22 protein-coding genes are annotated in these 22,054 nt (G+C 68.6%); 19 read left to right on the top strand and 3 right to left on the bottom strand.

The window, feature by feature from the left end; genetic code table 11:
• The first annotated feature begins 261 nt into the window (after positions 1–261).
• Entirely contained in the window at positions 262–918 is a 657-nt protein-coding gene (locus tag C3489_RS31145) for an SDR family oxidoreductase (protein ID WP_103785447.1), read from the top strand.
• Between the two features lie 19 nt (positions 919–937).
• Here C3489_RS31145 and C3489_RS31140 read toward each other — a convergent pair whose 3' ends face one another.
• The gene (locus C3489_RS31140; protein ID WP_103785451.1) at positions 938–1,150 is read right to left on the bottom strand and encodes a hypothetical protein; all 213 of its coding nucleotides are present in this window, start codon (positions 1,148–1,150) and stop codon (positions 938–940) included.
• 95 nt (positions 1,151–1,245) lie between these two features.
• Between C3489_RS31140 and C3489_RS31135 the strand changes: the two genes are divergently transcribed.
• The 5 genes from C3489_RS31135 (at position 1,246) to C3489_RS31125 (ending at position 8,956) form a co-directional block, all read left to right on the top strand.
• Positions 1,246–1,527, top strand: a complete 282-nt coding sequence (locus tag C3489_RS31135) for a hypothetical protein (protein ID WP_103785446.1) — start codon at positions 1,246–1,248, stop codon at positions 1,525–1,527.
• Positions 1,528–1,655: 128 nt separating this feature from the next.
• Positions 1,656–4,283 carry a SpoIIE family protein phosphatase gene (locus tag C3489_RS31130; RefSeq protein WP_103785445.1) on the top strand — a complete coding sequence of 876 codons (2,628 nt, stop codon included), beginning with the start codon at positions 1,656–1,658 and terminating at the stop codon, positions 4,281–4,283.
• A 521-nt stretch (positions 4,284–4,804) separates the two neighbouring features.
• Entirely contained in the window at positions 4,805–6,232 is a 1,428-nt protein-coding gene (locus tag C3489_RS38445) for a hypothetical protein (protein ID WP_146075374.1), read from the top strand.
• 288 nt (positions 6,233–6,520) lie between these two features.
• Complete coding sequence (locus C3489_RS38440) at positions 6,521–8,095, top strand: HEPN domain-containing protein (RefSeq protein ID WP_146075373.1); 1,575 nt, start codon at positions 6,521–6,523, stop codon at positions 8,093–8,095.
• Positions 8,096–8,167: 72 nt separating this feature from the next.
• A complete protein-coding gene (locus C3489_RS31125; protein WP_103785444.1) occupies positions 8,168–8,956 on the top strand; it encodes an NUDIX domain-containing protein in 789 nt (262 codons plus the stop codon).
• On the opposite strand, the gene C3489_RS31120 is transcribed toward C3489_RS31125, so the two are convergent.
• Positions 8,940–9,947 carry a regulator gene (locus tag C3489_RS31120; RefSeq protein ID WP_103785443.1) on the bottom strand — a complete coding sequence of 336 codons (1,008 nt, stop codon included), beginning with the start codon at positions 9,945–9,947 and terminating at the stop codon, positions 8,940–8,942. The genes C3489_RS31125 and C3489_RS31120 overlap by 17 nt on opposite strands.
• A gap of 835 nt (positions 9,948–10,782) precedes the next feature.
• On the opposite strand from C3489_RS31120, the gene C3489_RS31115 reads away from it, so the two are divergent.
• The 8 genes from C3489_RS31115 (at position 10,783) to C3489_RS31080 (ending at position 16,466) form a co-directional block, all read left to right on the top strand.
• Positions 10,783–11,049 (top strand): DUF6284 family protein, encoded by a 267-nt coding sequence (locus C3489_RS31115; protein ID WP_103785442.1) that lies wholly within the window; start codon positions 10,783–10,785, stop codon positions 11,047–11,049.
• On the top strand, positions 11,049–11,339 hold the full coding sequence (locus tag C3489_RS31110) for a DUF6303 family protein (protein ID WP_103785441.1): 291 nt from the start codon (positions 11,049–11,051) through the stop codon (positions 11,337–11,339). Before C3489_RS31115 ends, C3489_RS31110 begins: the two co-directional genes overlap by 1 nt.
• A complete protein-coding gene (locus tag C3489_RS31105) occupies positions 11,336–12,343 on the top strand; it encodes a DUF2637 domain-containing protein (RefSeq protein ID WP_103785450.1) in 1,008 nt (335 codons plus the stop codon). Before C3489_RS31110 ends, C3489_RS31105 begins: the two co-directional genes overlap by 4 nt.
• Positions 12,343–12,681: an RRQRL motif-containing zinc-binding protein gene (locus C3489_RS31100; RefSeq protein WP_103785440.1), complete on the top strand. Its 339-nt coding sequence runs from the start codon at positions 12,343–12,345 to the stop codon at positions 12,679–12,681. The genes C3489_RS31105 and C3489_RS31100 overlap by 1 nt, the downstream gene beginning before the upstream one ends.
• A 44-nt stretch (positions 12,682–12,725) precedes the next feature.
• Positions 12,726–13,226: a hypothetical protein gene (locus C3489_RS31095; protein ID WP_103785439.1), complete on the top strand. Its 501-nt coding sequence runs from the start codon at positions 12,726–12,728 to the stop codon at positions 13,224–13,226.
• Between the two features lie 19 nt (positions 13,227–13,245).
• A complete protein-coding gene (gene traA, locus C3489_RS31090; RefSeq protein ID WP_103785438.1) occupies positions 13,246–13,794 on the top strand; it encodes a plasmid transfer protein TraA in 549 nt (182 codons plus the stop codon).
• Between the two features lie 13 nt (positions 13,795–13,807).
• Positions 13,808–15,859 carry a plasmid transfer protein TraB gene (gene traB, locus C3489_RS31085; RefSeq protein WP_258055030.1) on the top strand — a complete coding sequence of 684 codons (2,052 nt, stop codon included), beginning with the start codon at positions 13,808–13,810 and terminating at the stop codon, positions 15,857–15,859.
• 166 nt (positions 15,860–16,025) lie between these two features.
• Positions 16,026–16,466 (top strand): hypothetical protein, encoded by a 441-nt coding sequence (locus C3489_RS31080; protein WP_103785437.1) that lies wholly within the window; start codon positions 16,026–16,028, stop codon positions 16,464–16,466.
• Here the strand turns inward: C3489_RS31080 and C3489_RS31075 are convergent.
• Positions 16,463–17,494 carry a hypothetical protein gene (locus C3489_RS31075; RefSeq protein WP_103785436.1) on the bottom strand — a complete coding sequence of 344 codons (1,032 nt, stop codon included), beginning with the start codon at positions 17,492–17,494 and terminating at the stop codon, positions 16,463–16,465. The two genes, C3489_RS31080 and C3489_RS31075, sit on opposite strands and share 4 nt — an antisense overlap.
• A gap of 138 nt (positions 17,495–17,632) precedes the next feature.
• Between C3489_RS31075 and C3489_RS31070 the strand changes: the two genes are divergently transcribed.
• The 5 genes from C3489_RS31070 (at position 17,633) to C3489_RS31050 (ending at position 21,905) form a co-directional block, all read left to right on the top strand.
• The gene (locus C3489_RS31070) at positions 17,633–18,586 is read left to right on the top strand and encodes a bifunctional DNA primase/polymerase (protein WP_103785435.1); all 954 of its coding nucleotides are present in this window, start codon (positions 17,633–17,635) and stop codon (positions 18,584–18,586) included.
• A complete protein-coding gene (locus C3489_RS39675; protein ID WP_258055029.1) occupies positions 18,583–18,930 on the top strand; it encodes a hypothetical protein in 348 nt (115 codons plus the stop codon). The genes C3489_RS31070 and C3489_RS39675 overlap by 4 nt, the downstream gene beginning before the upstream one ends.
• The gene (locus tag C3489_RS31060) at positions 18,927–20,165 is read left to right on the top strand and encodes a DUF3631 domain-containing protein (RefSeq protein ID WP_103785434.1); all 1,239 of its coding nucleotides are present in this window, start codon (positions 18,927–18,929) and stop codon (positions 20,163–20,165) included. The genes C3489_RS39675 and C3489_RS31060 overlap by 4 nt, the downstream gene beginning before the upstream one ends.
• A gap of 169 nt (positions 20,166–20,334) precedes the next feature.
• Positions 20,335–20,541, top strand: coding sequence for an AlpA family transcriptional regulator (locus C3489_RS31055; RefSeq protein WP_103785433.1), 207 nt, complete (start codon positions 20,335–20,337; stop codon positions 20,539–20,541).
• Entirely contained in the window at positions 20,538–21,905 is a 1,368-nt protein-coding gene (locus tag C3489_RS31050) for a tyrosine-type recombinase/integrase (protein ID WP_103785432.1), read from the top strand. Before C3489_RS31055 ends, C3489_RS31050 begins: the two co-directional genes overlap by 4 nt.
• Positions 21,906–22,054: the final 149 nt, after the last annotated feature.

Here is a 22,054-nt window from a genome sequence, read left to right as displayed (position 1 = left end):
AAAGGCGAGCAACCACCCACACACCCGCACAGGCCGCCGCAGGCAAACGCGAGCAACCACGACGCACCCGCACAGGCCGCCGCAGGCAAAGGCGAGCAACCACCCACACACCCGCACAGGCCGCCGCAGGCAAACGCGAGCAACCACCCACACACCCGCACAGGCCGCCGCAGGCAAACGCGAGCAACCACAGCGCAACCCGCACAGGCCGCCGCAGGCACCCGCAGGCATCCGCAAGCCGCGCGGCGTACGGTCGAAGACATGCGCATCGTCATCGCTGGTGGTCATGGTCAGATCGCACTGCGGCTGGAGCGCCTGCTCGCCGCACGCGGGTACGAGGTCGCGGGACTGATCCGCAAGCCGGAACAGGCCGACGACCTGCGGACGGCCGGTGCGGAACCGCTCCTGCTGGACCTGGAGTCGGCCTCCGAGGAGCAGGTCGCGGACGCGCTGCACGGCGCGGACGCGGCGGTGTTCGCGGCCGGCGCCGGCCCGGGCAGCGGCGTGGCCCGCAAGGACTCGGTGGACAAGGGCGCGGCGGTGCTGTTCGCCAACGCGGCGGTCCGGGCCGGCGTACGCCGTTTCGTGGTCGTGTCGTCGATGGGGGCGGACGCCGCCCACCGGGGCGACGACGTGTTCGACGTGTACCTGCGCGCCAAGGGCGAGGCCGACGACCATGTGCGCGGCCTGGACGCCCTCGACTGGACGATCCTGCGCCCCGGTTCGCTGACGAACGACGCCGGCACCGGCCTGGTCCGCCTGGAGGCGCACACCGGCCGCGGCATGGTCCCGCGCGACGACGTGGCCGCCGTCCTGGCCGAGTTGGTGGAAACCCCGGCCACGGCGGGCCTGACCCTGGAACTGGTGAGCGGGTCGACACCGGTGTCGGTGGCGGTGAAGTCCGTGGCGGGCAACTGAGGGCCGACCGGGCCCCGCGTCAGAACAGCGGCATCTGCCCGGGGAACTCCGGGACGGCGTACCCGTCCAAGGAGGGCTGCGCCGCGCCCAGTTGCGCCGGTCTGCGGGAGCCCGGGCAGGAGACGAGCGCCCCGCTGTCCCGCGCGCCGGGCGGGTCGTGCCGGGCGAAGCGGCCGGCCACGACGGCGATCTCGCGACGGCACTCGGGGCAGTGTCTGCGACGGCTGGACATGGCACCAGTGTGCCCGCGGCCACTGACATCGGTGTCCCGCGCGACGCGGCCGCGCTCGGCGCGCAAAACCTCCGCAGCCTCCTTAGCATCCGTACGTGGCACACACTTTCGACGAGCTCGTGGAGATGCAACGCGCGGCCAATGAGGCGCACACGCGCGTGCTGGAGCTGCGCGAGGCCTTCGGGGCGCCGACGGCGGCCCCGTGGACGCAGGAGCAGACCTCGACGTACGAGACTGCCTGGCGTGCCTGGCGGGACCTCGCGCGCGACGTGCAGGCGTCGGTCACCGAGTTCGCCAAGGACGAGGGCCGGATGCGCAACGAGGTCGAGGCGGAGGTGAAGAAGGCGTCGACGGAACCGCCCTCGCCGGGCGACTGAGTGCTTGCACCGGGGGCGGCGGGTGGGCCCCGCCTCTGCCCCCGTGCGCGGCGACAGTGGGCCGGCGGCCTGGGGGTCAAGGCACCGTCCGCACTGTTCGCCCAGGTGTTTGTGGGCACCCTGCTGGTATGGGCAGCCCCACTCCGCCCGAGGCGCCGTCCCGGCGGTTGTCTCCGGCACCGGCGAACGTCGTGCTGGCCCGGCGGTTCGTGCGGTCGGCGCTGAACGGCGTCCGGCCGGATCTCGTCGACACCGCCGAGCTGCTGGCCGGCGAGCTGGCGACCAACGCGGTGATCCACGCGCGTACCGACTTCGAGACCCGGGCGTGGGTGTCCGAGGGCCGGGTCCACGTACGGGTCAGTGATGAGCGGCCGGACCGCGGGCTGGTGCCGCACGAATGCCACACCTACGCCTGCACGGGCAGGGGCCTGACTCTGGTGGAGGAGCTGGCCACGAACCACGGCGCGCACAGCGGCGCGGACGGCAAGACTGTGTGGTTCGAACTGTGGCCCGAGGCGCCCGCCCCGCCGCCCTCCGCGTGGGAGACGGTGGCCCCGTCCGGCCCGACGCGGACCGTGACGCTCACCGACGTGCCGTACGCCCTGTACTGGGCGGCGCAGCAGCAGTGGGAGGGCTTGCTGCGCGAGCTGCTCCTCGTCGCGGGGGCCGACGGCGAGGACGGCACAGGGCCCGACGCACGCTCGCGGGACCTGATCGCCGCGCAGGACATGAGCAATGTCATCAGCGCGTCGATGACGGCCGCGGTGGAGCAGGAGAACCCCGACAGTTCGACGCTGACCCTGCTCGTCGCGTTCCCGCGGGACGCCGCACCCGCGGTGGCCACGCTGCGCCGGGTGCTCGACGAGGCCGACGAGGCGGCCCAGCAGGGCAGCCTGCTCACTCTTCCGGCCCTGCCGCAGATCCGTTCCTTCCGGAACTGGCTGCTCGGCCAGATCGCCGGCCAGCTGAACGGGGAACACCCGACCGCGTGGACGCTGGTCCCCGGCGCTCCGAGTTCCACCCCCACGGAGCTGGCGCCCTGGGACGCGAGCGAGGTGGAGGCCGGCAGCATGCCGACCATCGCGGCCGACGACGACAACCGGATCATCGCGGTGAACGGCCCGGCGGCCCACCTGCTCGGCTGGCCCGCACAGGAGCTCATCGGACAGCGGCTGACCGCGCTGATGCCCGAACACCTGCGGCCACGGCATACGGCGGCCTTCGCCTCGCTGCTGCTGACCGGCGAGTCCCGCATCCTGGGCCGCTGGGTGCCGGTGCCCGCGCTGCATCGTGACGGCCGGCAGATCCCGATCCGGCTGCGCATCCAGACGCAGGAGGCGATCGACGGGCGCACCGTGTTCGTCGCCCAGCTGCAGGCGAGGACGGCGCCCTCCCTCGCGCCGGACCTGCCGCAGGGCCGGCGCGAGACGCGGCCGGTGCCGGGCCCGGTGCACCTGCCGGCCACGACGAAGAAGGCGAAGAGAGGGACCTACGACGGGGCCGCACCGGAGTGGCTGTCCCTGTTCGCCGACACCGGCAGGGCGATGACCAGCACGGTCGGTCTGGAGGAGGGCCTGCGGCAGGTCTGCCACGTTCTGACCAAATGGCTGGCCGACTGGTGCGCGGTGGATGTTCTCGACGAGCACGGGCAGGTGCAGCGGGTCTGTGTCGTGCACCGCGATCCCCGGGTGCGGGTGGGCGAGGAGCACCTCGGCAGGCTTCCCGGGGTGACCGAGAGCACGGAGGGTTCCCTGCCCCGGGTGCTGCGCGGGGCCGGCCCGCTGCTGATCACCGACGTCCCGCCGGTCGGCCACGCGCGCAGCCCCCTGGACGCGCGGCAGCTGGCGCTGGTGGAGCGTTTGGGCGGGGACAGCGCCGTCATCGCTCCGCTGCGGGCCCATCGGGAGGTCCTGGGCGCCCTGACGGTGGTGCGCGTCCAGGACGAGCACCCGTTCACCAAGGAGGACATCCCGCCGATCGCGGAGCTGGTCCGCGGCATCTCGCTCGGGGTGGACAGCGCCCGTCTGCACCAGCACACCCGGTCCACCGCCGAGCACCTGCAGCGCGCCCTGCTGCCCGAACCGCCCCGGAACGACGATCTGCAGCTGGTGGCCCGCTACGTGCCCTCCAGTACGACGGCCGAGGTCGGCGGGGACTGGTACGACGCCTTCGTCATGCCCAGCGGCGACACCGCGCTGGTCATCGGGGACGTGTCGGGCCACGATCTGCAGGCCGCCGTCGCCATGAGCGCGCTGCGCAACATGCTGCGCGGCCTGGCCGTCGACAGCCAGGAGCCACCGGGAGACGTCCTGCGCCGCCTGGACCGCGTGAACCACACCCTCAGCCCGCACGCCACGGCCACCTGCGTCTACGGCGTGATCAAGGGCGACGAGGGCGGGCCATGGGCGCTGCACCACTCCTCCGCCGGGCATCTGCCGCCGCTGCTGACCACGGGGGAGGGCGAGACCCGCTACCTGGAGGACGGCCAGGGCCTGCTCCTCGGCATGGACCCCGAGCTGCCCCGGCACTCCGCCTGCGACCCGCTGCCGCCCGGCTCCACCCTGCTGCTCTTCACCGACGGCCTCATCGAACGCCGGGGCGAGTCCCTCGACGACGCGATGACCCGCCTGCGCCGGCACACCGCCGCACACGCGCGTACCCCGATCGACGTCTTCTGCGACGAGCTGGTCCTCAAGTTCGGCGCCGACACCACCGACGACATCGCCCTGCTGGCCCTGCGCCCCACCTGCGACTGACACCCCGCCGGCACAACGACAAGGGGCCCGCGACCTGCTGCGTAAGCAGATCACGGACCCCTTGTTCCGTGTGGCGGCGCCAGGATTCGAACCTGGGAAGGCTGAGCCGGCAGATTTACAGTCCCCACAGGACGTGAGTCTCGGAGGCGCCCTCACCTGCTCATACTCATCGCTGCATGCATGAGGGCCGGTTGTTCGTCCGCGTGACGTCCACAGCGCCCGCCCAGCCACCGCCGTCAACGCTTCGGCTATGCACCTTCCACGGACGTCCGGACACCGCCTCTTACCTACAGAGCGTGGTACGGAGAGGCAGCTTCGGAGCGATGCCGCCGGATCGCCTCGCAACACAGACCGCTAGAACGCGAGCTGGAGCACTCCCGCGGCGGCTTAACCAGGACGTTCGACCGTGGCCAAGATCGGCTCTGCTGCCCCATCCTTGCGTCTTGCGACGCGCCGCTGACTTTGTGTAACTCCTGTGCGATGATCGATCGGCATGGGGAGGCAGACCTGGGGGAGGGCCAGTGCGCTTCAGCGAGACCTTTGACGTAACTCGCACGGCGGAGGACGACTGGTTCGATCCGCTCCTGCTGGCCGACACCAACCTATGTGTCGACCCCTTTCTCATTTATGACGACGCCAACGAGTTCTGGGCGCGGGCACATGACGACATGATCGATTTCTTCGTCATGGTCTTGAAGATGGTCAAGGCCGCTAAAGGCGATGAGAAAACTCCGTCTTGGGCCAAGGCCAAGTCTCTGCTTCTCTTCCCGGAGCCGGATGAGTTTTGCTTGGGAGTCACGGAGGGGAGCCCGAAGGGATCAGGCTCAGGCAAAGGCCTACAACGCCCGATGCTAGCGAGTGCCCAAGTGGCGGTGCGGCACGACATCGAAGCTGTTGAACACATCGAAGAGCTGGTTCTGTTCCAGGAAGGAATGGGCCTCGATCGCATTAGCGACATGGTGTGCAACGTGCTGAAGAAGCACTTCGTAACGTACACTCAGGAAGTAGCAAGGCGTCACTCAGTACCAACCGAGCGAATTCGTGTGCGCCATTCATCCTGGGACGACCGGAACGCTAAGTGGCGTGATGAGTTCGTCGAACTTCCGCGCAACCCCTATACAGGGTCGGCGATCCTGCTGACGCCAGCACGATTTCTCCGAGAGATGCTGACCATCGGCGCCGACGACTTCTGGGACTGGGCATGGCGGCAGGACTCGGAAACGCTTCGCGCTAATTTCAACTTCGACTTGGCATGGCGAGTACCGGCCGCGATGAAGGCCCGTATGGCGAGAGAAAATCCAGAACTCGTCAAGGCATACATGCGCGAGCGCGAGACAGACGAGAAGAAGCCCTATGATATCGAAAATGACCCGCTACTAAGGACGAAGACCTACGAGCTAGGTAAGTCCCTCGCCACAGAGAATCCCCTATCATTCACACCTTCAACACCTGACGAATTCCGTGAATTTATCGCCGCATTGATCGCGGCGTACGCCCATGGGATCGAGCAGTCGGACGGTTGGAGACTACTCTGGGACAAAACCAAGTTCCGCCCTGAAAGCGCCTGCCAGTCACTGTTCCGATTTGCCGCATCCCACTATTGCCGAGCACACAAGATCGACCTCACCTCCGAGGCAAACGCAGGTCGAGGGCCCGTCGACTTCAAGTTCGTACAAAACTGGGAAGCTCGCGCGCTTATCGAAATGAAGCTGGCGAGCAATTCGGGCTTTTGGCATGGACTGACTAAGCAGACCGTGCAATACCTGCAATCCGAGGAGCTGAAATGCGCCTTTTTTGTGTGCATCTGCTTCGAAGATAAGCATTTCGATCCCCTTTTTCGTCAGCAGGTAAAGGATCTCGCGAAGGCCACGTCACGAGCACACGGTGTAGACATCGAGCCAGTCTTCATCGATGCTCGCCCCAAGGCGTCAGCATCGAAACTTCGATAAAAAGTTCGGTTCGGATTTCTTTGCAAGTCAAAAGTCGATTTGCTGCAATTGATGACAGACTTGCGCGAAGTTGTTGCACGTCTGACGGCCGGCAGAGCTCTGGGTGGTAACTCGGGCACTCGCCATAAAAAGGGGCAGGACCGCCCACTGCGCCAAATTCCCGACTCACAGGGTGTTACGCGCAGGGGTGCAGCCATGTCTAAGCGCCCACGCCCTCGAGCGCGCCGCAGATCAGAAGTCTGTGCGCTTGAGGAGGTCCTCATGCAATATCCGCTCTATAATGCGTCGATGGACGAAATCGTAAAACACTTCGGTGGTCCGTTCATCGAACATTGCCTCAACCTCGCTCCAAACGAGTTCTCACCTACGATCAAGCTCAGTGACAAACAACAGGAAGTTCTCAGCGCGATGCAGCACATCGTGCTTGAGGCCCAAGCGCACCAAGACCCTTTCATTACTCATCTGCACGTTTCGCAAAGAGTAGGGTACTCCTCTCAACTTGGCGCCAGCTTGGCTAATCTGTGGCGTACACATTGTGGTGGCGACTTGGCCCAGTCGCGATCTGACGATGCCGTGGAGAACGCGCTTCTTGCCCTTGCAGTGGAAGCCTATCCCCAATTCTTGCTTCCGCCTGCACCGAGGCCTAACGTTCACGCACCTTCGCCACTTTTCTACGGCCACCCACAATCCCAAGAAATCGCCAAGCAGATCCTGCTAGACCCCACTCTCAGTAGGCTGTTTCCGGAGGCGCCGGAGGCAAGCACCTACGAGGGGGACGGAATGGAGATTCAGTCCACCGCTGTATGGTCCAATGGTACAAGTGGCACGATGCAATTGGGGATGCTCCCAGCAGCCCTTCTGCGTAGCGGCGCCATCAAGCTCGCAGAGACATCGACCATCGATGATTATTTTGATGGAGTGCGCCGGGCTCTCCGGCACGTACGCAGCCTTGCCAGTAAAAAGGCGACCAAAGTGCCTGCACTAATTGGCCTAGCATCCCTAGAACTGGTTGGCGTCGACAGGCTGGAATTCAAAGGCGGTTTGCTACGACTGCCTACAGTGCGCGACATCGAATTGTTGATGGGTGCCGAGAACGTGGTGGCCGTGCTGGAGGTTGAGGTAAATCTTCAGTTGCTTAGCGTGTCACCCTTCAACCCGATCCAGGCCGACGATGACTCTTTCATGCGCCGATTTGAACAGAACCGACCGCGGTTCGAAAAGTTCTCGCGAGAGTTCCGAAGAACTATTGACCTCGCCTGTCTCACGATGCTCCTCGCTTCGGCACCTGGCCAGTACATTGCCCCTGTGGAAATGGCAACCGCGGTTCACAATCCGGCCACTCTCGGCATGAGCGCTGGAATGAGCCCTTATAAGTACCCCGTTTCTACCTTCGGAACGACTCCCGTCGACCGTGAATCAGCAGCGTCCATCGAATTCTGGGCCTCAAAGGTTGCGGAGCACCCGCTAAGCCTAGACATGACAATGCGTCGGCTACTCTCCGCTGTTTCACGACGGCTTGATCCGTTGGACAGTTTCATCGATGCAGTGATTTGCTGGGAAAATATGTTCGGCACAGGAGAAGGAGAGGTAAGCTTCCGTGTGTCAGGGGCGATTGCGCACCTGATGGAACCGAGCGACCCAGCAGCGCGAAAGAAGCTGTTCGACGAAGTCAAAGCTATGTATGGCACTCGAAGCAAGCTTGTGCATGGGGCTAAGGAGCCGAGCCCTAGAGACTCAGTAGACCAAATGATGCGCGCCGTTGACATTTCCATCCAATGTCTTCGTCTCCTGTACGAGAAGCCGCATCTGCTTGCAGTCGGCAGTTCAGGAGAGCGGGGCAGGATGCTGCTGCTTGGCGCATGACCCCGCTCCTGCGTGGCTCACCCCGGCTACGCTGGTACGCACCACACTGCTGAACGGAGAGTGCTCCGACGGATGGGACCAAAGACGAGCAAGGTCTACGAGACGCTTCGCGCGCGGCTCGCCGCCGGCGAGTACACCGCCGGTAATAAGTTCCCTTCAGAGCGTGCGCTGGTTGAAGAACTGGGCATCGGACGGACGGCGCTTCGACAGGTACTCGCGCGTCTCGTGGCTGAGGGGGCGTTGGAGGTCCGAGGCCGAAGCGCCTACCGGGTGCCGCGCGCCGTCAGCGTCGAGCCGCCGGAGGGGCTGGAGCCATGGCGCATCCATGGTGAGCGCGACCTCTACGACAACAGGTGGGTCAAACTGCAGATGTGGGATGTGCAGCCCCCGGGCATGGAGCCGTTCGAGCACCATGTCGTGAAGCTGCACCACGTAGCCGTGGCTGCCGTCCTGGATGACCAGGACCGCGTCCTCATGATGTGGCGGTATCGGTTCGTCCCCAAGCAGTTCGGCTGGGAGCTCCCCGGCGGCATCGTGGATCAGGGTGAAGACCCGGCGGACACCGCCATGCGCGAAGTCGTCGAGGAAACTGGCTGGCGGCCGAAATCACTGGAGCACGTTGTGACCTACCAGCCGATGGTGGGCATGGTCGACTCGCCCCACGAAATCTTCGTAGGCCACGGCGCCGAGAAGATCGGTGAGCCCACGGATCTTGAGGAAGCTGGGCACATCGAGTGGGTTCCCCTTGCCGATGTGCCTGGGCTTATGTCTCGGGGTGAGCTCATGGGGTCAGGCACCCTTGTTGCCTTGCTGCACATCCTGGCGAGCCGGCGCGGGCAGGGAGTCACAGCCGGGCGTTGAGGAGGTCGATGCGACGGCGCTGCCGCACCGAACCAGTGCGGCTCGCCAGTAACCGCGCCTGCCGCAGGTGGGCGTGAGCGTCGTCGTACTCCGCTCGGGTGAGATGCGCGTGGGCCAGGTCCGCGTGCATCCCCGCCCGGGCCCGGACGAAGGTCGGGTCCGCTAGTTCCAGAGCGCTGTACAAGTCGGTCACCGCGTCGTCGTCACCGAGCAGGCTGAGCACGTTGCCGCGCCAGCGGGTCAGATGGGCACCGTTAAGAAAGATGCTCAGCATGTCCGGGTCCCGATCCTCCGGGCCCGGGGGAATCTTGTCCATCGCAGCGTCCAGTGCCTGCCTGGACTCGTCCGCCAGGCCGGCGTGAGCGCAGAGCTCTGCCTCAGCGGCATAGAGCCATGCCCAGAGCCGCGGCGAGCCATCTCGGCCTAGCACCCTCTGCGCGTCCCGGATCAATTCCAAGCCCAGCGCTGGTCGACCAGCCTCGCACAGCACGTATGCCTGCTCACCCATGGCGTGCGCTAGGTACATCGGCGCCTCTGCGTCGCGCGCGGCCCGCTTCGCGAGTTCGTAGTGCCGCCATGCGCGCTCGACCGCGCCGGCGTCGATGGCCTGCCAGGCTGCCAGGGTCGACGCACCAGCGAGCGCGAGCGCCACCGGCCGACGAGCGTTGGGCAGGACGGCGAAGTTCAGCGCGTCTTCGAGTGCCGACAGATGACCCGTCATCTGGTCAATCAGGTGGGCGGCGCCCAACTGACGGTCCATGGTGCGGAGCAGTTCGGTTTGGTCGTTGAACGCCTTCACCATGGACTCACTGACGCTACTGGCCGAATCGATCCTATTGAGAAGGTCGTCGTATCCGTCCGTCACGGCCATCGCAGCGACCGCAGGCGTGCCCCTCAGCTCCGCATCCGTAACTCCGAGGAGCTGCCGCAGAATCGCCGCGTAGTGGTCTGAGATCTTGCGCTTGCCGTTCTCCCATTCGGACACGTACACCCGCAAACTCGCTGTGGACGCGACATCGGTGATGTGGCGTCGGGCGTATTGCTCGATCTCGCGAACCAGCCGCTCTTGAGACCAGCCTCGCGCCGTTCGCGTTCCTCGAAGTCCTGCACTCACAGGCCACCGTCCGGCGATCGTTCCCGTCACTGACGATCTCAGCATGCCGCACATTAGTGCAGGTCAACAGGGGTTAACCGGACGGGAGTTAAGGCCTGTTGGCTACCGAACGCCCTCCCCCGAACGGTCTCCTAGAGATGCACCGCGGCAAGGCGATCGCCACTCGAATCGGCGAACCACCTTGACTCTGGTGCGCACCAGATGCACTCTACTGGTGCGCACCAGATTGTGGCCTCACGGCCGATCGCAGGTGTGCACCGAGCGAGCTGCAACGGCTCATTCGGCAGGGGCGGACACGCTGCAAGACCGCCCAATAAGGCCAGAGGACAGGGCTTCGGCCCGACTGGCGAGGTGGCCCGGTGACCGCGAGCAACGGCCGGAGGGTGGGGACGTGGTCCCCCTTGCAGTGATTCATCCCTGCTGATTTCGACTGAGGAGCATCTCAATTCGCCGACGAAGGTTTTGTGCGCCGCCGTAATGGACCGGTCGGCGAGCGCCAGTAGGTCCGGTCCACTCTCTTCCTCCCGTCGCAGCGGCTAGCGCTGCGGCCGGTTGCCTCCCTCGCCCGTCCGGTCTCGCACTCGGTGCGGCCGGCCGTACGGGCGGGGTGTGGGGAGCCGCGCATTCCTTGGCTTCAACGGCAAGCGGCTCCCGGGGTGCCACCCGGGAGCCGCGGTTCGGGCCGTTCCACCCTTCGAGAGGAACACGACCCATGAAGATTCTCCCCCTTCACCCGCTGTCCACCGTCGACGTGAGCGATCTGGAACGCGGACCGACGGACGCGGAGCTGACCGCGATCGACGCCGAGATGCCGCTCATCCGGGCGGAGGTCGAGGAGCTGGACGTTCGGATCAGCCTTCTGGACCGGCCGGTGACGGAGCTGGACACGCGCCGGCTGCGCCGGGCCCGGCGCAAGGTGCTGGCCGCGCGCCGGGACCTGACGAACCGGAGCGGCGCCGACGCGCCGGAGGTGGCCTGATGGCGGCGGAGTTCACGGCGCAGATGTCCGTGTACAAGGGGCGGTGGCGCCTGTACGTGGTGCTGGTGAATGCGGGTGCGGCGCCGTGGCCGGAGTTCAGCTTCGACCGGCAGGACCCGGTACCGACGTTCACGGAGCGCGTGCACGCGCTGAGCGTGCTGGGCTTCGAGCCGGTGCCGGGCGCCGAGTGGCGGTGGGTCGAGGACAGCAAGATTCCCGACGACCCGTCCTCGCCGGTGGTGCTGATCGCCGCTACTCGGGTGCGTTCATGGACGGGGGTGGGCGCGTGAACACCGAGCAGATCCGTTCAGCCGAGCGCGCTCTGTCGGTTGGTACGTGGCTGATCGTGGCGGGCGCGATGCTCTACTCGATCCTCACGGTGACTCCGCTCGCGGCGGAGCACACGCCGGATGAGTGGGACTGGACGGCGCCGATCCTGCCGCTGGTGGTCGACGCGGCCGTCGTGATCGTTGTCCGGCTGGATGCCGTGTTGGCCCGGTTGGGTGGGCGCGGTGGCCGGTGGCCGGTCGTTCTGCGCTGGATGACCGGTTGCATGACGTTGGCCTTGAACGTCGCTGACTCCGCGCTGAACAGGGACATGGTGGGCGTGGCCGTGCACGCGGTCGCGCCGCTGCTGCTCATCGTCACGGCCGAGACCGGGCTTGCCTACCGGCGCTCGATCGCCGCCGCCGTGACCGCGCTGGAGGCACGACAGCAGACGGAGCGGGAGGCACGGCGGCAAGCCGCTCGGGAAGAGCGCGACGCGGCCGTGCGGATGGCGCGGGAGGAGCGCGAGCACGCGGCAGCGCTGGCGCGTGAACAGCGTGAGCACGAAGCGCGTCTCGCCCGCGAGCAGGCCGAGCGCGAGGAGCGTGCTCGCCGCGAGGAGCGCGAGCGGGAGGAGGCTCGCGAGCGTGCCGAGCGGGAAGAGCGTGAACGCCGTGAGCGCGAGCGTGAACGGCTGCGGCTGGAGCGTGAACGCGCCGAGCGGGCGCAAGCCGAGCAGCGTGAGCGGGAGCGGGCGGAGCGCATCGAGCGTGAACGCCGTGAACGGGCCGAGCGCGAGGAGCGGGCCGAGCGTGAACGCGCCGCCCTACTGGCCGCCGGCCCCGCCGTCGAAAAGTTCCCCGAGGACCGGGCGCGCGCGACCGTGCGGGCTGCCTTCGAAGCCGGACTGCCCGTGCGAGCCGCTGCGGAGCTGTGCGGCTGGTCGGTCGGGTGGGTCTCCGCCCGCTACGCCGAACACCGCGACCCGGCCGCGGGCGGCGCTGAGCTGGCCATCGCGAGTCGCTGATGGCGACGGTCCCCGTCTACCCCTGGCATCTGGCGCCGGAGGGGCTGGCCACCCGCCGCCAGCTGCGTGCCCGCGGGCTACGCCCGGGCGGTCAGGACGTGGCCGCCCAGCTCGAACGCCCACGTCGCCGCCGCCCGCCGTTAGTCGCCTACCTCTACCGCGTCGACGACGCGAAGCCCGTCCGGCCGATGACCCCCGCCAAGCGGACGGCGCTGGACAAGGCGAACGCCGCGCGCCGTATCTGCCCTGAGTGCCGCACTGATGCCGGCTACGTCATCCCCACATCCCTCGGGGCGTGCGTGCCGTGTGTGTACCCCGATCAGCAGGCCGCGGCCTGACTCTGCACAGCGCCCCGAACCCTCTCTGACCTAGGAGTCTTGCTGTGTCCAGCCGTACCCGTGCCCGCGGCGTGAAGACGGCCGCGGGCGTCCACACTGTCCACATCCCGCGTCAGCGTGGCCGCCGCGGCGCCCAGCCGTTCGTGGTCGTCGTCCCCGAGCGTCCCTCCCTGACTCGCGAGGCGCTCGGCTTCCTGGGCCGTGCGTTGTGGCGCTCGCGCCGCGCCCTCGCCCCGACCGTGCTCGCCCTGTTCGCGGTGCCGCTGGCCGCGGTCCTGCACGCGTTGGCCTGGTGGTCCGGCCTGCTGCTCGCCCCGCTCGCCGTCGCCCCGGTGGTGTGGTTCGGCTTCCTACAGGTGCGCCGGCCGGGCCGCGGCAGCGTCATCGCCTGGCGGGCCGGCCTGACCGTGCTCGCCACCGCCGCGCTCGCCTGGCTCGCTCTCGCGGCCGGGTTCGGTCCGCTCGCCGGGCCGCTGGAGCTGCTGTGGCTGCTGACCTGGATCGCCGCCCAGAGCGCCTGGCTCATCGTCCGCCGCACGCACTGACCCGAGGAGAGACGCTCTGATGGCAACCACGACGCGCAACAGCACCCCCAGCGGCGGCGACAAGAGCAACAAGTTCGCCAACGCGGGCGCCGCCGCCGGCGGCTTCATCGGCGGACTGGGCAGCTCCATCGCCCCGCCCATCAACATCAACGTCAACCGCACCACGAACAACCACGGCAGCGGAAGCGGCGGTGGGAGCAAGCGTCCGCACGCCGAAGCGCTGCTGCCAGCACCGGAGTTCACGTCCCCGGCCCAGGTCCGCAACTACTGCAACACCCTGCGGGCCGCCGCGGTGACGCTCTCGATCGAGGTGGCGATGGGCGCCGAGATCCTCAAGGGCGTGCTCGCCGCCGTGCCCGACCCGCAGGGGCGCGCGTTCGGCTCCCGCGTCCGCGCGCAGAAGGTTGCCCGCAAGATGCAGCGCTCCGCGGACGCTCTGAGGGACGCCGCGAAGAATGCCGCCGCCTGCTACTCGGTCTTTCAGCAGGAGTTCGAGGAGGAGATCAACCGGGTGCGCCACCGCGCCCGGCGCCCGCAGCAGCCGGTCATGAACTGGGCCCAGCAGTAGGAGGGAAGCACCGATGCGAGAGATGGACGCACAGCAGCAGCTCGCCGGGCTGCTGGAGAACCAACTGCGCGGCGGCTCGGACGCCGGCGGGGTGGGCAAGTACCTGCTCCACCGGGCCAAGCCGCACATCCCGCCGTGGCTGAGCTGGGGCGCCACCGGCATCGCCGGCGCGCTCGGGCACTGGCGGTGGGGCGAGAGCGCCGCCGCCGGGGTCGGGCTCACCCTCGCCTCCGTGGCCCTGACCGGGGCCACGTGGTGGGCGGGGAAGTCGACCAGCCAGCAGCGGCGCCTGCACTCCGCGATCACGGTGGCCGCCGGGTCCGCGTGGCTGACCGCCGCCGCCCTCGCCGGACCCACCGCGGGCCCGCTCGACGACCTGTACCTGATGGGCGGCCCGGCGCTCGCCCTGTCTTGGAACGTGCGCATGCTCATGCGCCACACCCCCGAGGCCGTCGCCGGCACGGGCGGGGACAAGGGTCTGCTGGAGAAGGTCGGCCTGGCCCGGGCGCAGATCGGGGCCGCGAAGGTGGAGCCGAACCGGGTCACCGCGCCGCTCGCGCTGGAGCCCGGGGAGCAGACCAACGAGGACGTCACCAAGAGCCTGGCCCGGCTCGCGTCCGCGCTGGACCTGCCGACGTCCGCCGTGCGGTACACCCCGAGCCCTGACTCCGCGCGCCGCGGTGAGCTGGTGATCGTCCCGGAGGACATGCTGTCCGAGGTCGTCGAGTGGCAGGGCCCGTCCAACCTGGGCGGGTCGATCGCGGAACCGCTGGTCATCGGCCGCTACGACGACGGCGCCCCGCTGCTGATCTGGCTGCCCGGCGACCCGGACGCCGGCCGCAACTCCACGCACATCCTGGTCGCCGGCGGCACCGGCTCCGGCAAGGGCGACACCGCCCTGAACCTGCTCACGGAGATCCTCTCCCGCCGGGATGTGCTGGTGTGGTTCTCCGACCCCAAGGCATTCCAGGACTTCGCCCCGCTGCGTCCGGGCCTGGACTGGGCCGCGGAGGGCGGCACCCCGACCGAGGTCATGGTGGCGGCTGTCGAGGCCGTCATCCCCGCGCGCACGGGCTGGCTCGGCGCGCACGGCTACCGCCAGTGGGTCCCCGCGGCCGCGCAGGAGCAGACCAGCCGCGAGTACACCTGCCGCCCCGACGGCCGCCCGTGCGGCTGCCCCGGTATGCCGTTCCTGGTGACCTGGTTCGAGGAGGCCGCCAACACCCTCCGCGCTCTGGGCGACGACGCGTTCACCGGCATCGCCCAAGAGGCACGCTCCGCGGGCGTCTCACTGATCGTGTCGCTGCAGCGTCCCTCCTACGACCAGATGTCCACCAGCACCCGCGCGTCGCTGCCCTCCGTGATCGCGCTCGGCTGCGACCCGCGCGACGAGGGATTCTCCCTCCCCGACGAGGTCCTCGCCCAAGGCGCGCACCCGGGCGCCTGGGGCAACCGCAGGCCGGGCTACTGCTACGTCGTCTCCCCCGGCATCCCCGAGGACCGATACGCCTCCCCGGGGCGCACCCGGCGCTTCACGCAGCGGGCCGTGCCGGTCATGGAGCTGCTGGCCACCTGGGCCCAGCGCAACGGCGCCACCGCCGACCCGGTCACCGCGGGCGCCGCGACCGGCGTGGCCGGCACCGCCTACACCGGCCGCACCCCAGACGGTGCCCCGCAGCCGGCAGCGCTGCAGGCCGTCGACGAAGAGGAGAACGCGATGGGGCACGGCGGCCTGTTCGTGGACCCGGAGGACGCGGACATCGACCCCGAGGCCGCCCTGCCCGAGGCCGAGCAGGGCGACGACGCCCCGATCTTCGGCCATGAGACCGGGCGCAAGCCGTCCCCCGAGGAGGCCAGGCGACTGTTCGCCCAGGCGCTGGAGCAGTTCGAGCGCGAAGGCCGGATGGTCGTCGGGCCGAAGGACTTCATGGACTGGTGCGACCAGCACAACCTCTCCCGTCCCTGGGTGTCCGCCCGGCTCAAGGAAGCCGCCCTCGACGGGCGCCTGGAGCCGACCAACACCACCGGCCGGTGGCGCATCGTCCCCGCCCTGACGGCCGCCTGACACCTGACACCGTCACACCCGCCTGACACCCGAACCCCTAGGCAAACCCGGTGTCAGAACCGCGTGACGCCCCGCCCTGACACCCCCTGACACCCGTCTCTGACACACGCCCGGGCCCGCGCACGCACACGCATGCGCGGGCCCGCCGGCGCACTCAGGAGGAGCCGTGAACTACCCCGAGCCCCGCCCTGTCCCCGTCCACTACCCGCAGCCCCTCACTCAGCCGGGGCCGGCGCCGCTCGTGCCCGTCCAGCCGGCCGCCGTCCCGGCAGTGGCCAGTGTGGTCCTGCCCGACGGGCGGGTCGTCACCGGCTACGCCGTCGCCCCCGCCCAGCCCGAGCCGGTCACCGCCAAGCCGGCCATCTCCCGGGCCGCGGTGAACGTCGCCCTCGGGGGCATCGGGTTCCTCGCCGTCTGTGGCGGCCTGCTGCTGCTCACCACGTTCATCGCCACACTCGCCGCGCTCATCCAGCAGCTCATCATCCTCGCCGCCGTCATCTTCGGCGGCTACATCGCCGCCCAGGTCTTCGGCCACCGCCCCGACCGGGGCGGGACCACAGTCCACATCCGCAAGGCCGTCTTCAAGCGCAACCACTTCCACGGCTAGGGCTGCTTGTCGCTGAGCGGCCAGCCGGCGAAGCCATCCTCGGTCTGGTAGACCAAGCCGATGCCCAACTCCCCCAAGAGTTCCTGCACATCCTCCGTGGGCTTGCTCGGCAGCAGCACCGCCAAGCGCAAGTCGTCCCGGTTGGGGACGCTGCGGCGGTAATCGAGGAGCTGTCCGATCGCCATCCGCACGTTGGCCCGGGTCGTCAGCCCCTTCGCCTCATACAGCGCGTGATCCGTCGCGTCGTACAGGTCAGGCGTCAGCGCCCCCGGCTCGCCCTTGATGGTGAACTGGAAGCTGTGGGTCTTGTGTCCCGCCGCCATCAGATGAGCCTCGAACGCCGTGACCAACTCGCCCTCGCGGCGCAACACCTTGCGCTGCGCGGCAGGAATATCGGCGACCGTCTCAGCGGTGCTGTGCTGCTCGGTCGCCTTGACCTTCGCCCCGTTCTGCTTGGGCACCGGGACCACTGCCGGCGCCGGTACCGACACCGCGGGATCGACGATCTCGATGGACGTCTTTGCGGCGGCCGGCACACGGTCAGCCTCGATCCAGGCCGGCGTCGTTCCCGCGGCCGGCCGGAACCGGAAGACGAGCACGTTGCGCATGACGCCGTCCTGGCCGGGCCCGCGCCGAACCTCGTAGGGCCGGATGGGGTCCAGCACCATCTGACCGATGTAGCGCTGGAGCATCGCCCCACCGCCGGGCACCCGGCCGTGCGCGACAAACAGGTGCAGCTCCCGGTTCTTCTCTGCGTGGGTGAGCAGCGATCCGTTGCGCCCGGACGGCTTCTGGTGCCCCTTTGCGCCGGCTCCGGTGTACAGGTACAGCGGCCCGTACTCGTCGTCTTCCGCGCGCCCATCGAAGGTGTAGCCGTACTCCTCGCCCGCTGACGGGTCGGAGAACACGAACACCTTGCCTGCCTTGTCGGCAGGTTCGATGCCCTGGAAAGTCCCACAGCCGAAGGTCGCCGCGATGGCATCCCGCGTCGTGATCAGGCCCGGCACAAGATCAACGGTCGTCGTCATGCCGCGACCTTAACGACCCCCACTGACAGCCTGCCCCGCCTTTTCCTGGCGGCAGGCGAAGGGGCGACCCCCTTTCCACCAAGAACCGAGGTCGCCCCTGCCATCCAGCACCCCAACAAGGAACTGGAGACATTCAGCATGACCCAACCCCCCGACATCCGACCAGTACCGACCGAACTGCCCACCACCGACCTGACCCGGCTGGAGCTGCTCGCATGGGCGATCGAGGCGGGCGGCCGCGGCTGGCGCGTCTTCCCCCTCCGCCCGGGCGACAAGCGGCCCGCCGGGCACGCCGAAAGGCACTGCCCCGGCACCGGACGCTGCGCCGACGGACACAAGACCCCCGAGCAGCGCGCCACGACGGACGTGGACCTGATCACCGCCGCCTGGTCCCAGCAGCCCTACAACGTGGCCATCGCGACCGGCCCGTCCGGGCTGCTGGTCGTCGACCTCGACATGCCCAAACCGTACGAGCCGAAAGGAACGCCTGACGGCGTCACCAACTTCGCGGCGCTCTGCGAGCGCGCCGGGCAGGCTGTCCCCGACACCTACCGAGTGCGGACCGCGCGCGGCGGGGAGCACCTGTACTTTACCCAACCCCCCGGCGAACGGCTGCACTCCACCGCCGGACGGCTGGCCAAGAAGATCGACACTCGCGGGTGGGGCGGGTACGTCGTCGCTGCCGGCAGCACCACACCCGACGGCCCATACACCGTCCTGGACCCACGCGACCCCGTCCCGCTGCCCGACTGGCTCCACGACGCCCTGAAACCCCCTCAGCGCCCCAACAAGGCCATGGCGCACTCTATGGAGTGCCGCAGCGGGTACGCCGCCGCGGCACTGCGCAACGAGGCGCGCAGCGTGGCCACCGCCGCGGACGGCACCCGCAACGCCACGCTGCTGCGGGCCGCGCGGGCACTCGGGCGGCTGGTGGCGTCCGGCGACCTCACCCGCGCTGAGGTCGAGGAGGCTCTTAGTAGGGCGGCAGCGGGCAACGCCACCCAGTCGCAGCGCTACTACGACGACGTCATCGCCCGTGGGCTGGACTGGTCCATCGCCCACAACCCGGCCGGCAAGCGGGTGGCGGCATGACCAACGCCTCCCCTACTAAGAGCCAGACCCTCACCGGCCCCCGGCCGCTCGCCGCCCTCGCGGCCGCGCCGGTGACGGCGGTGGGCGTGTCGGAGGACGTCGCCCGTAAGGGCGTCCCTTCTGCTCTTCGCTCTGACCCGCACCCGGCGGACGGCCGGTACCCGGTGGCGTGGCTGCACATCGCTGCACCGCGCGGCGCCACCCCCACCGCCACTTCGAGCTGCGCATGCGGACGCGACCGCAGCGCCATCAGCCACCGCCGCGTGCTCGCCCTCATCGACGACCACACCGCCCACCGCGACACCTGCCCCCTGCGCAACCCCCAGGAAGGAAGGGCCGCATGACCGACCCCATCGACGGCGCCGCGCTGCTGAACGAGGTGGAAGCCTTCCACCGCCGCTTCAACGTCTTCCCCACCGAGGCCGCCTACGTCGCCGTCACCCTGTGGGACGCGCACGCCCACCTGCTCGACTGCTTCGACTCCACCCCCCGCATCGCCTTCCTGTCCCCCGAACCCGGTTCCGGCAAGTCCCGCGCGCTGGAGATCGTGGAAACCCTGGTCCCGCAGCCGATGGTGGCCGTCAACGCATCCGCCGCCGCCCTCTTCCGCGCCGTCTCCGGCACCGAGGGACGCCCCACGATCCTCTTCGACGAGATCGACACCGTGTTCGGTCCCAAGGCCGGGGACAACGAAGAGCTGCGCGGGTTCTTGAACGCTGGACACCGCCGCTCCGGCGTCACGTACCGGTGCGTGGGCGACGGCTCCAACCAGAGCGTCCAGCCGTTCCCCTCGTACTGCGCGGTGGCCATGGCCGGGCTCGGCTCGCTGCCCGACACGATCCTGACCCGTTCGGTCATCGTCCGCATGCGCCGCCGAGCCCGAAACGAGCGGGTCGAGCCCTACCGGCAGCGCGTCCACGAGAAGGAAGGTCACGCCCTGCGCGGCCGGCTCGCCCGCTGGGCTGACACCGTCCGCTCTACCGTCGATGGGGCATGGCCTGTCATGCCCGACGGCATCACCGACCGACCCGCTGACGTGTGGGAGCCCCTCCTCGCCGTCGCAGAGGCGGCCGGCGGCGCCTGGTCCTCACGCGCACGGGCCGCCTGCGTGGAGCTGGTGGCTGCCGCGAGTGAGGACGACGAAGCGTCCCTCGGCATCCGGCTGCTGATCGACCTGCGCGACACCGTGTTCTGTGGCATCGACCGCATGCCCACCGCCGCCATCCTGGAGTGCCTGACCAGCATGGACGACGCCCCGTGGGTCGACATCGGCGGCAAACCGCTCACCCCGCGCGGACTGGCCCGCCTGCTGAGCCAGTACGTCACCAGCGCCAACAAGCCCATCAAGCCCCGCCCCATCCGCACCGCGGCCGGCACCGTGCCGCGCGGCTACTACGCCGAGGACCTCGCAGACGCCTGGGCCCGCTACTGCCCCCCGCCCCCCTCAAAGTCCGCTACATCCGCTACAGCCGCTACGCCGCAGGTCAGCGGCGGCGAATCCGTAGCGGAAGAGCTCGCCGGCATCCGCTACACGCCCGCGGAAACCACTACGCAGCCCGCAGCCTCCGGCACCGCGTAGCGGCACCAATCCGCTACACGCGACCAATCCGCTACAGGAAACAGGGCCCTGACCTGCGCTGTAGCGGATGTAGCGCATGTAGCGGACTGCTGAGAGGGGTGGCGCGTCGCGACGGCGTGCTGCCCCCTCCACCCTTCTGTCCCTCCTGCTGTCCCGAGGAGATCCCGACATGGCCACCCCTACCCGTCGCCGCGCCCCCAAAGACGAACTGCTGCCGCTGAGCGACGTGCTGGAAGAGATCGGCATCACCCGCGCCACCTGGTACCGGTGGCGGAACCGCGGCTACGGGCCGGAGGCACGGCGCACGCCGACCGGCCGCATTTGCGTGCGCCGAAGTGCCCTGGACGCCTTTCTCAACGAACTGGATGCCGCGTGACCGAGTGGAGCTACTCCGTAAAGATCTGGGCTATCCGCAAGCGCAGCGACTCGCGGAACCCATACCAACTCCGCTGGAAGGTGGGCCCCCGCCCACACTCGGAGTCGTTCCTCACCCTGGGCCTGGCGGAGAGTCGCCGGGCCCAGCTCATTACCGCTGCACGTGAGGGCCAGCCGTTCGACGTGGACAGCGGCTTGCCGAAGTCCCTGGTCGCCAGGGACCGGGACATCTCGTGGTTCGACCACGCGCGCAACTACATCGAGTTGAAGTGGGCCCACTCCCCTGCATCGACTCGGCGCACGTTAGCCGAAGCCATGGCGACGGTGACGCCCACGTTCGTGAAGGACACGCGAGGCGTGGCGGACGACCGAGCCGTACGCCACGCGCTGTATAGCTGGGCTTTCAACAAGAACCGCTGGGACCAGGAGATCCCGCCCGACGTGGAGAAGGTTCTGGAATGGTTCAAACGCAAGTCACTGCCCACGTCAGCATTGTCTGACCTGGTTCTGGTGCGGGCCGCGCTCAACGCGGTCTCCAGGAAGCTGGACGGCACAACCGCTGCACCAGGAACTATCAGCCGCAAGCGGGCAATCTTCTACAACTCTCTGGAGTACGCCGTGGAGGCCGAACTCCTCACGGACAATCCACTCACCCGCATCAAGTGGAAAGCCCCGGAGCAGGTGGTCGAGGAGGTCGACCCCGAATGCGTGCCGAACCCTGGGCAAGCAGCCAAGCTGCTGGCGGCCGTGCGAGACCAGAGCCCGCGCGGTCGCCGTCTGGTCGCATTCTTCGGCTGCATGTACTACGCGGCCGCGCGGCCGGCCGAAGTCATCGGCCTACGGATTCGGGACTGCGATCTGCCCCGGCGTGGGTGGGGTCTGCTCCGGCTGAGAGAGACTCGCCCGCGCTCCGGCTCAGCGTGGACGGACAGCGGCGAGGCGCATGACAAGCGCGGGCTCAAGCATCGGCCCCGACGAGCAGTCCGTCACGTACCGATCCCGCCGGAACTCGTGGCACTCCTGCGGTGGCACGTCAGCGCGTACGGCACGGCGCCGGACGGCCGACTGTTCCAGACGATGCGCGGCGGTCTGATCCAGGACACCGGATACGGCGAAGTCTGGGCGGAAGCCCGGAGACGTGCTCTCACCTCAGATGAGTTCGTCTCGACACTGGCCAAGCGCCCATATGATCTACGTCATGCTGCGGTGTCCACGTGGCTCAGTTCCGGCGTGGAGCCTCAGCTGGTAGCCGAGCGGGCCGGGCACAGCATGACTGTCCTCTTCCGGGTGTACGCGAAGTTCCTGAAGGACGGCGACGACGCTGCGAACGCCAAGATCTCTGCTCGCCTAAGCCAGTACGGGTGACGACCCTCTGGAAAGCCCGTCCACGGCCCGTCCACGCAGCCCGAGACGGGCCGTTCGAACGCGAGACAGAGCGAGACAGTGCGGTGATCGCCGGGGGGTACGACAAGGGGCCCGTGACCTGCTGTTGCAGCAGGTCACGGGCCCCTTGT

It is taken from the genome of Streptomyces sp. Ru71 (assembly GCF_002920535.1).
Lineage (GTDB): Bacteria > Actinomycetota > Actinomycetes > Streptomycetales > Streptomycetaceae > Streptomyces.
Note: the sequence above shows the minus strand (reverse complement) of the source record. Positions and strands in the feature narration are given on the sequence as shown.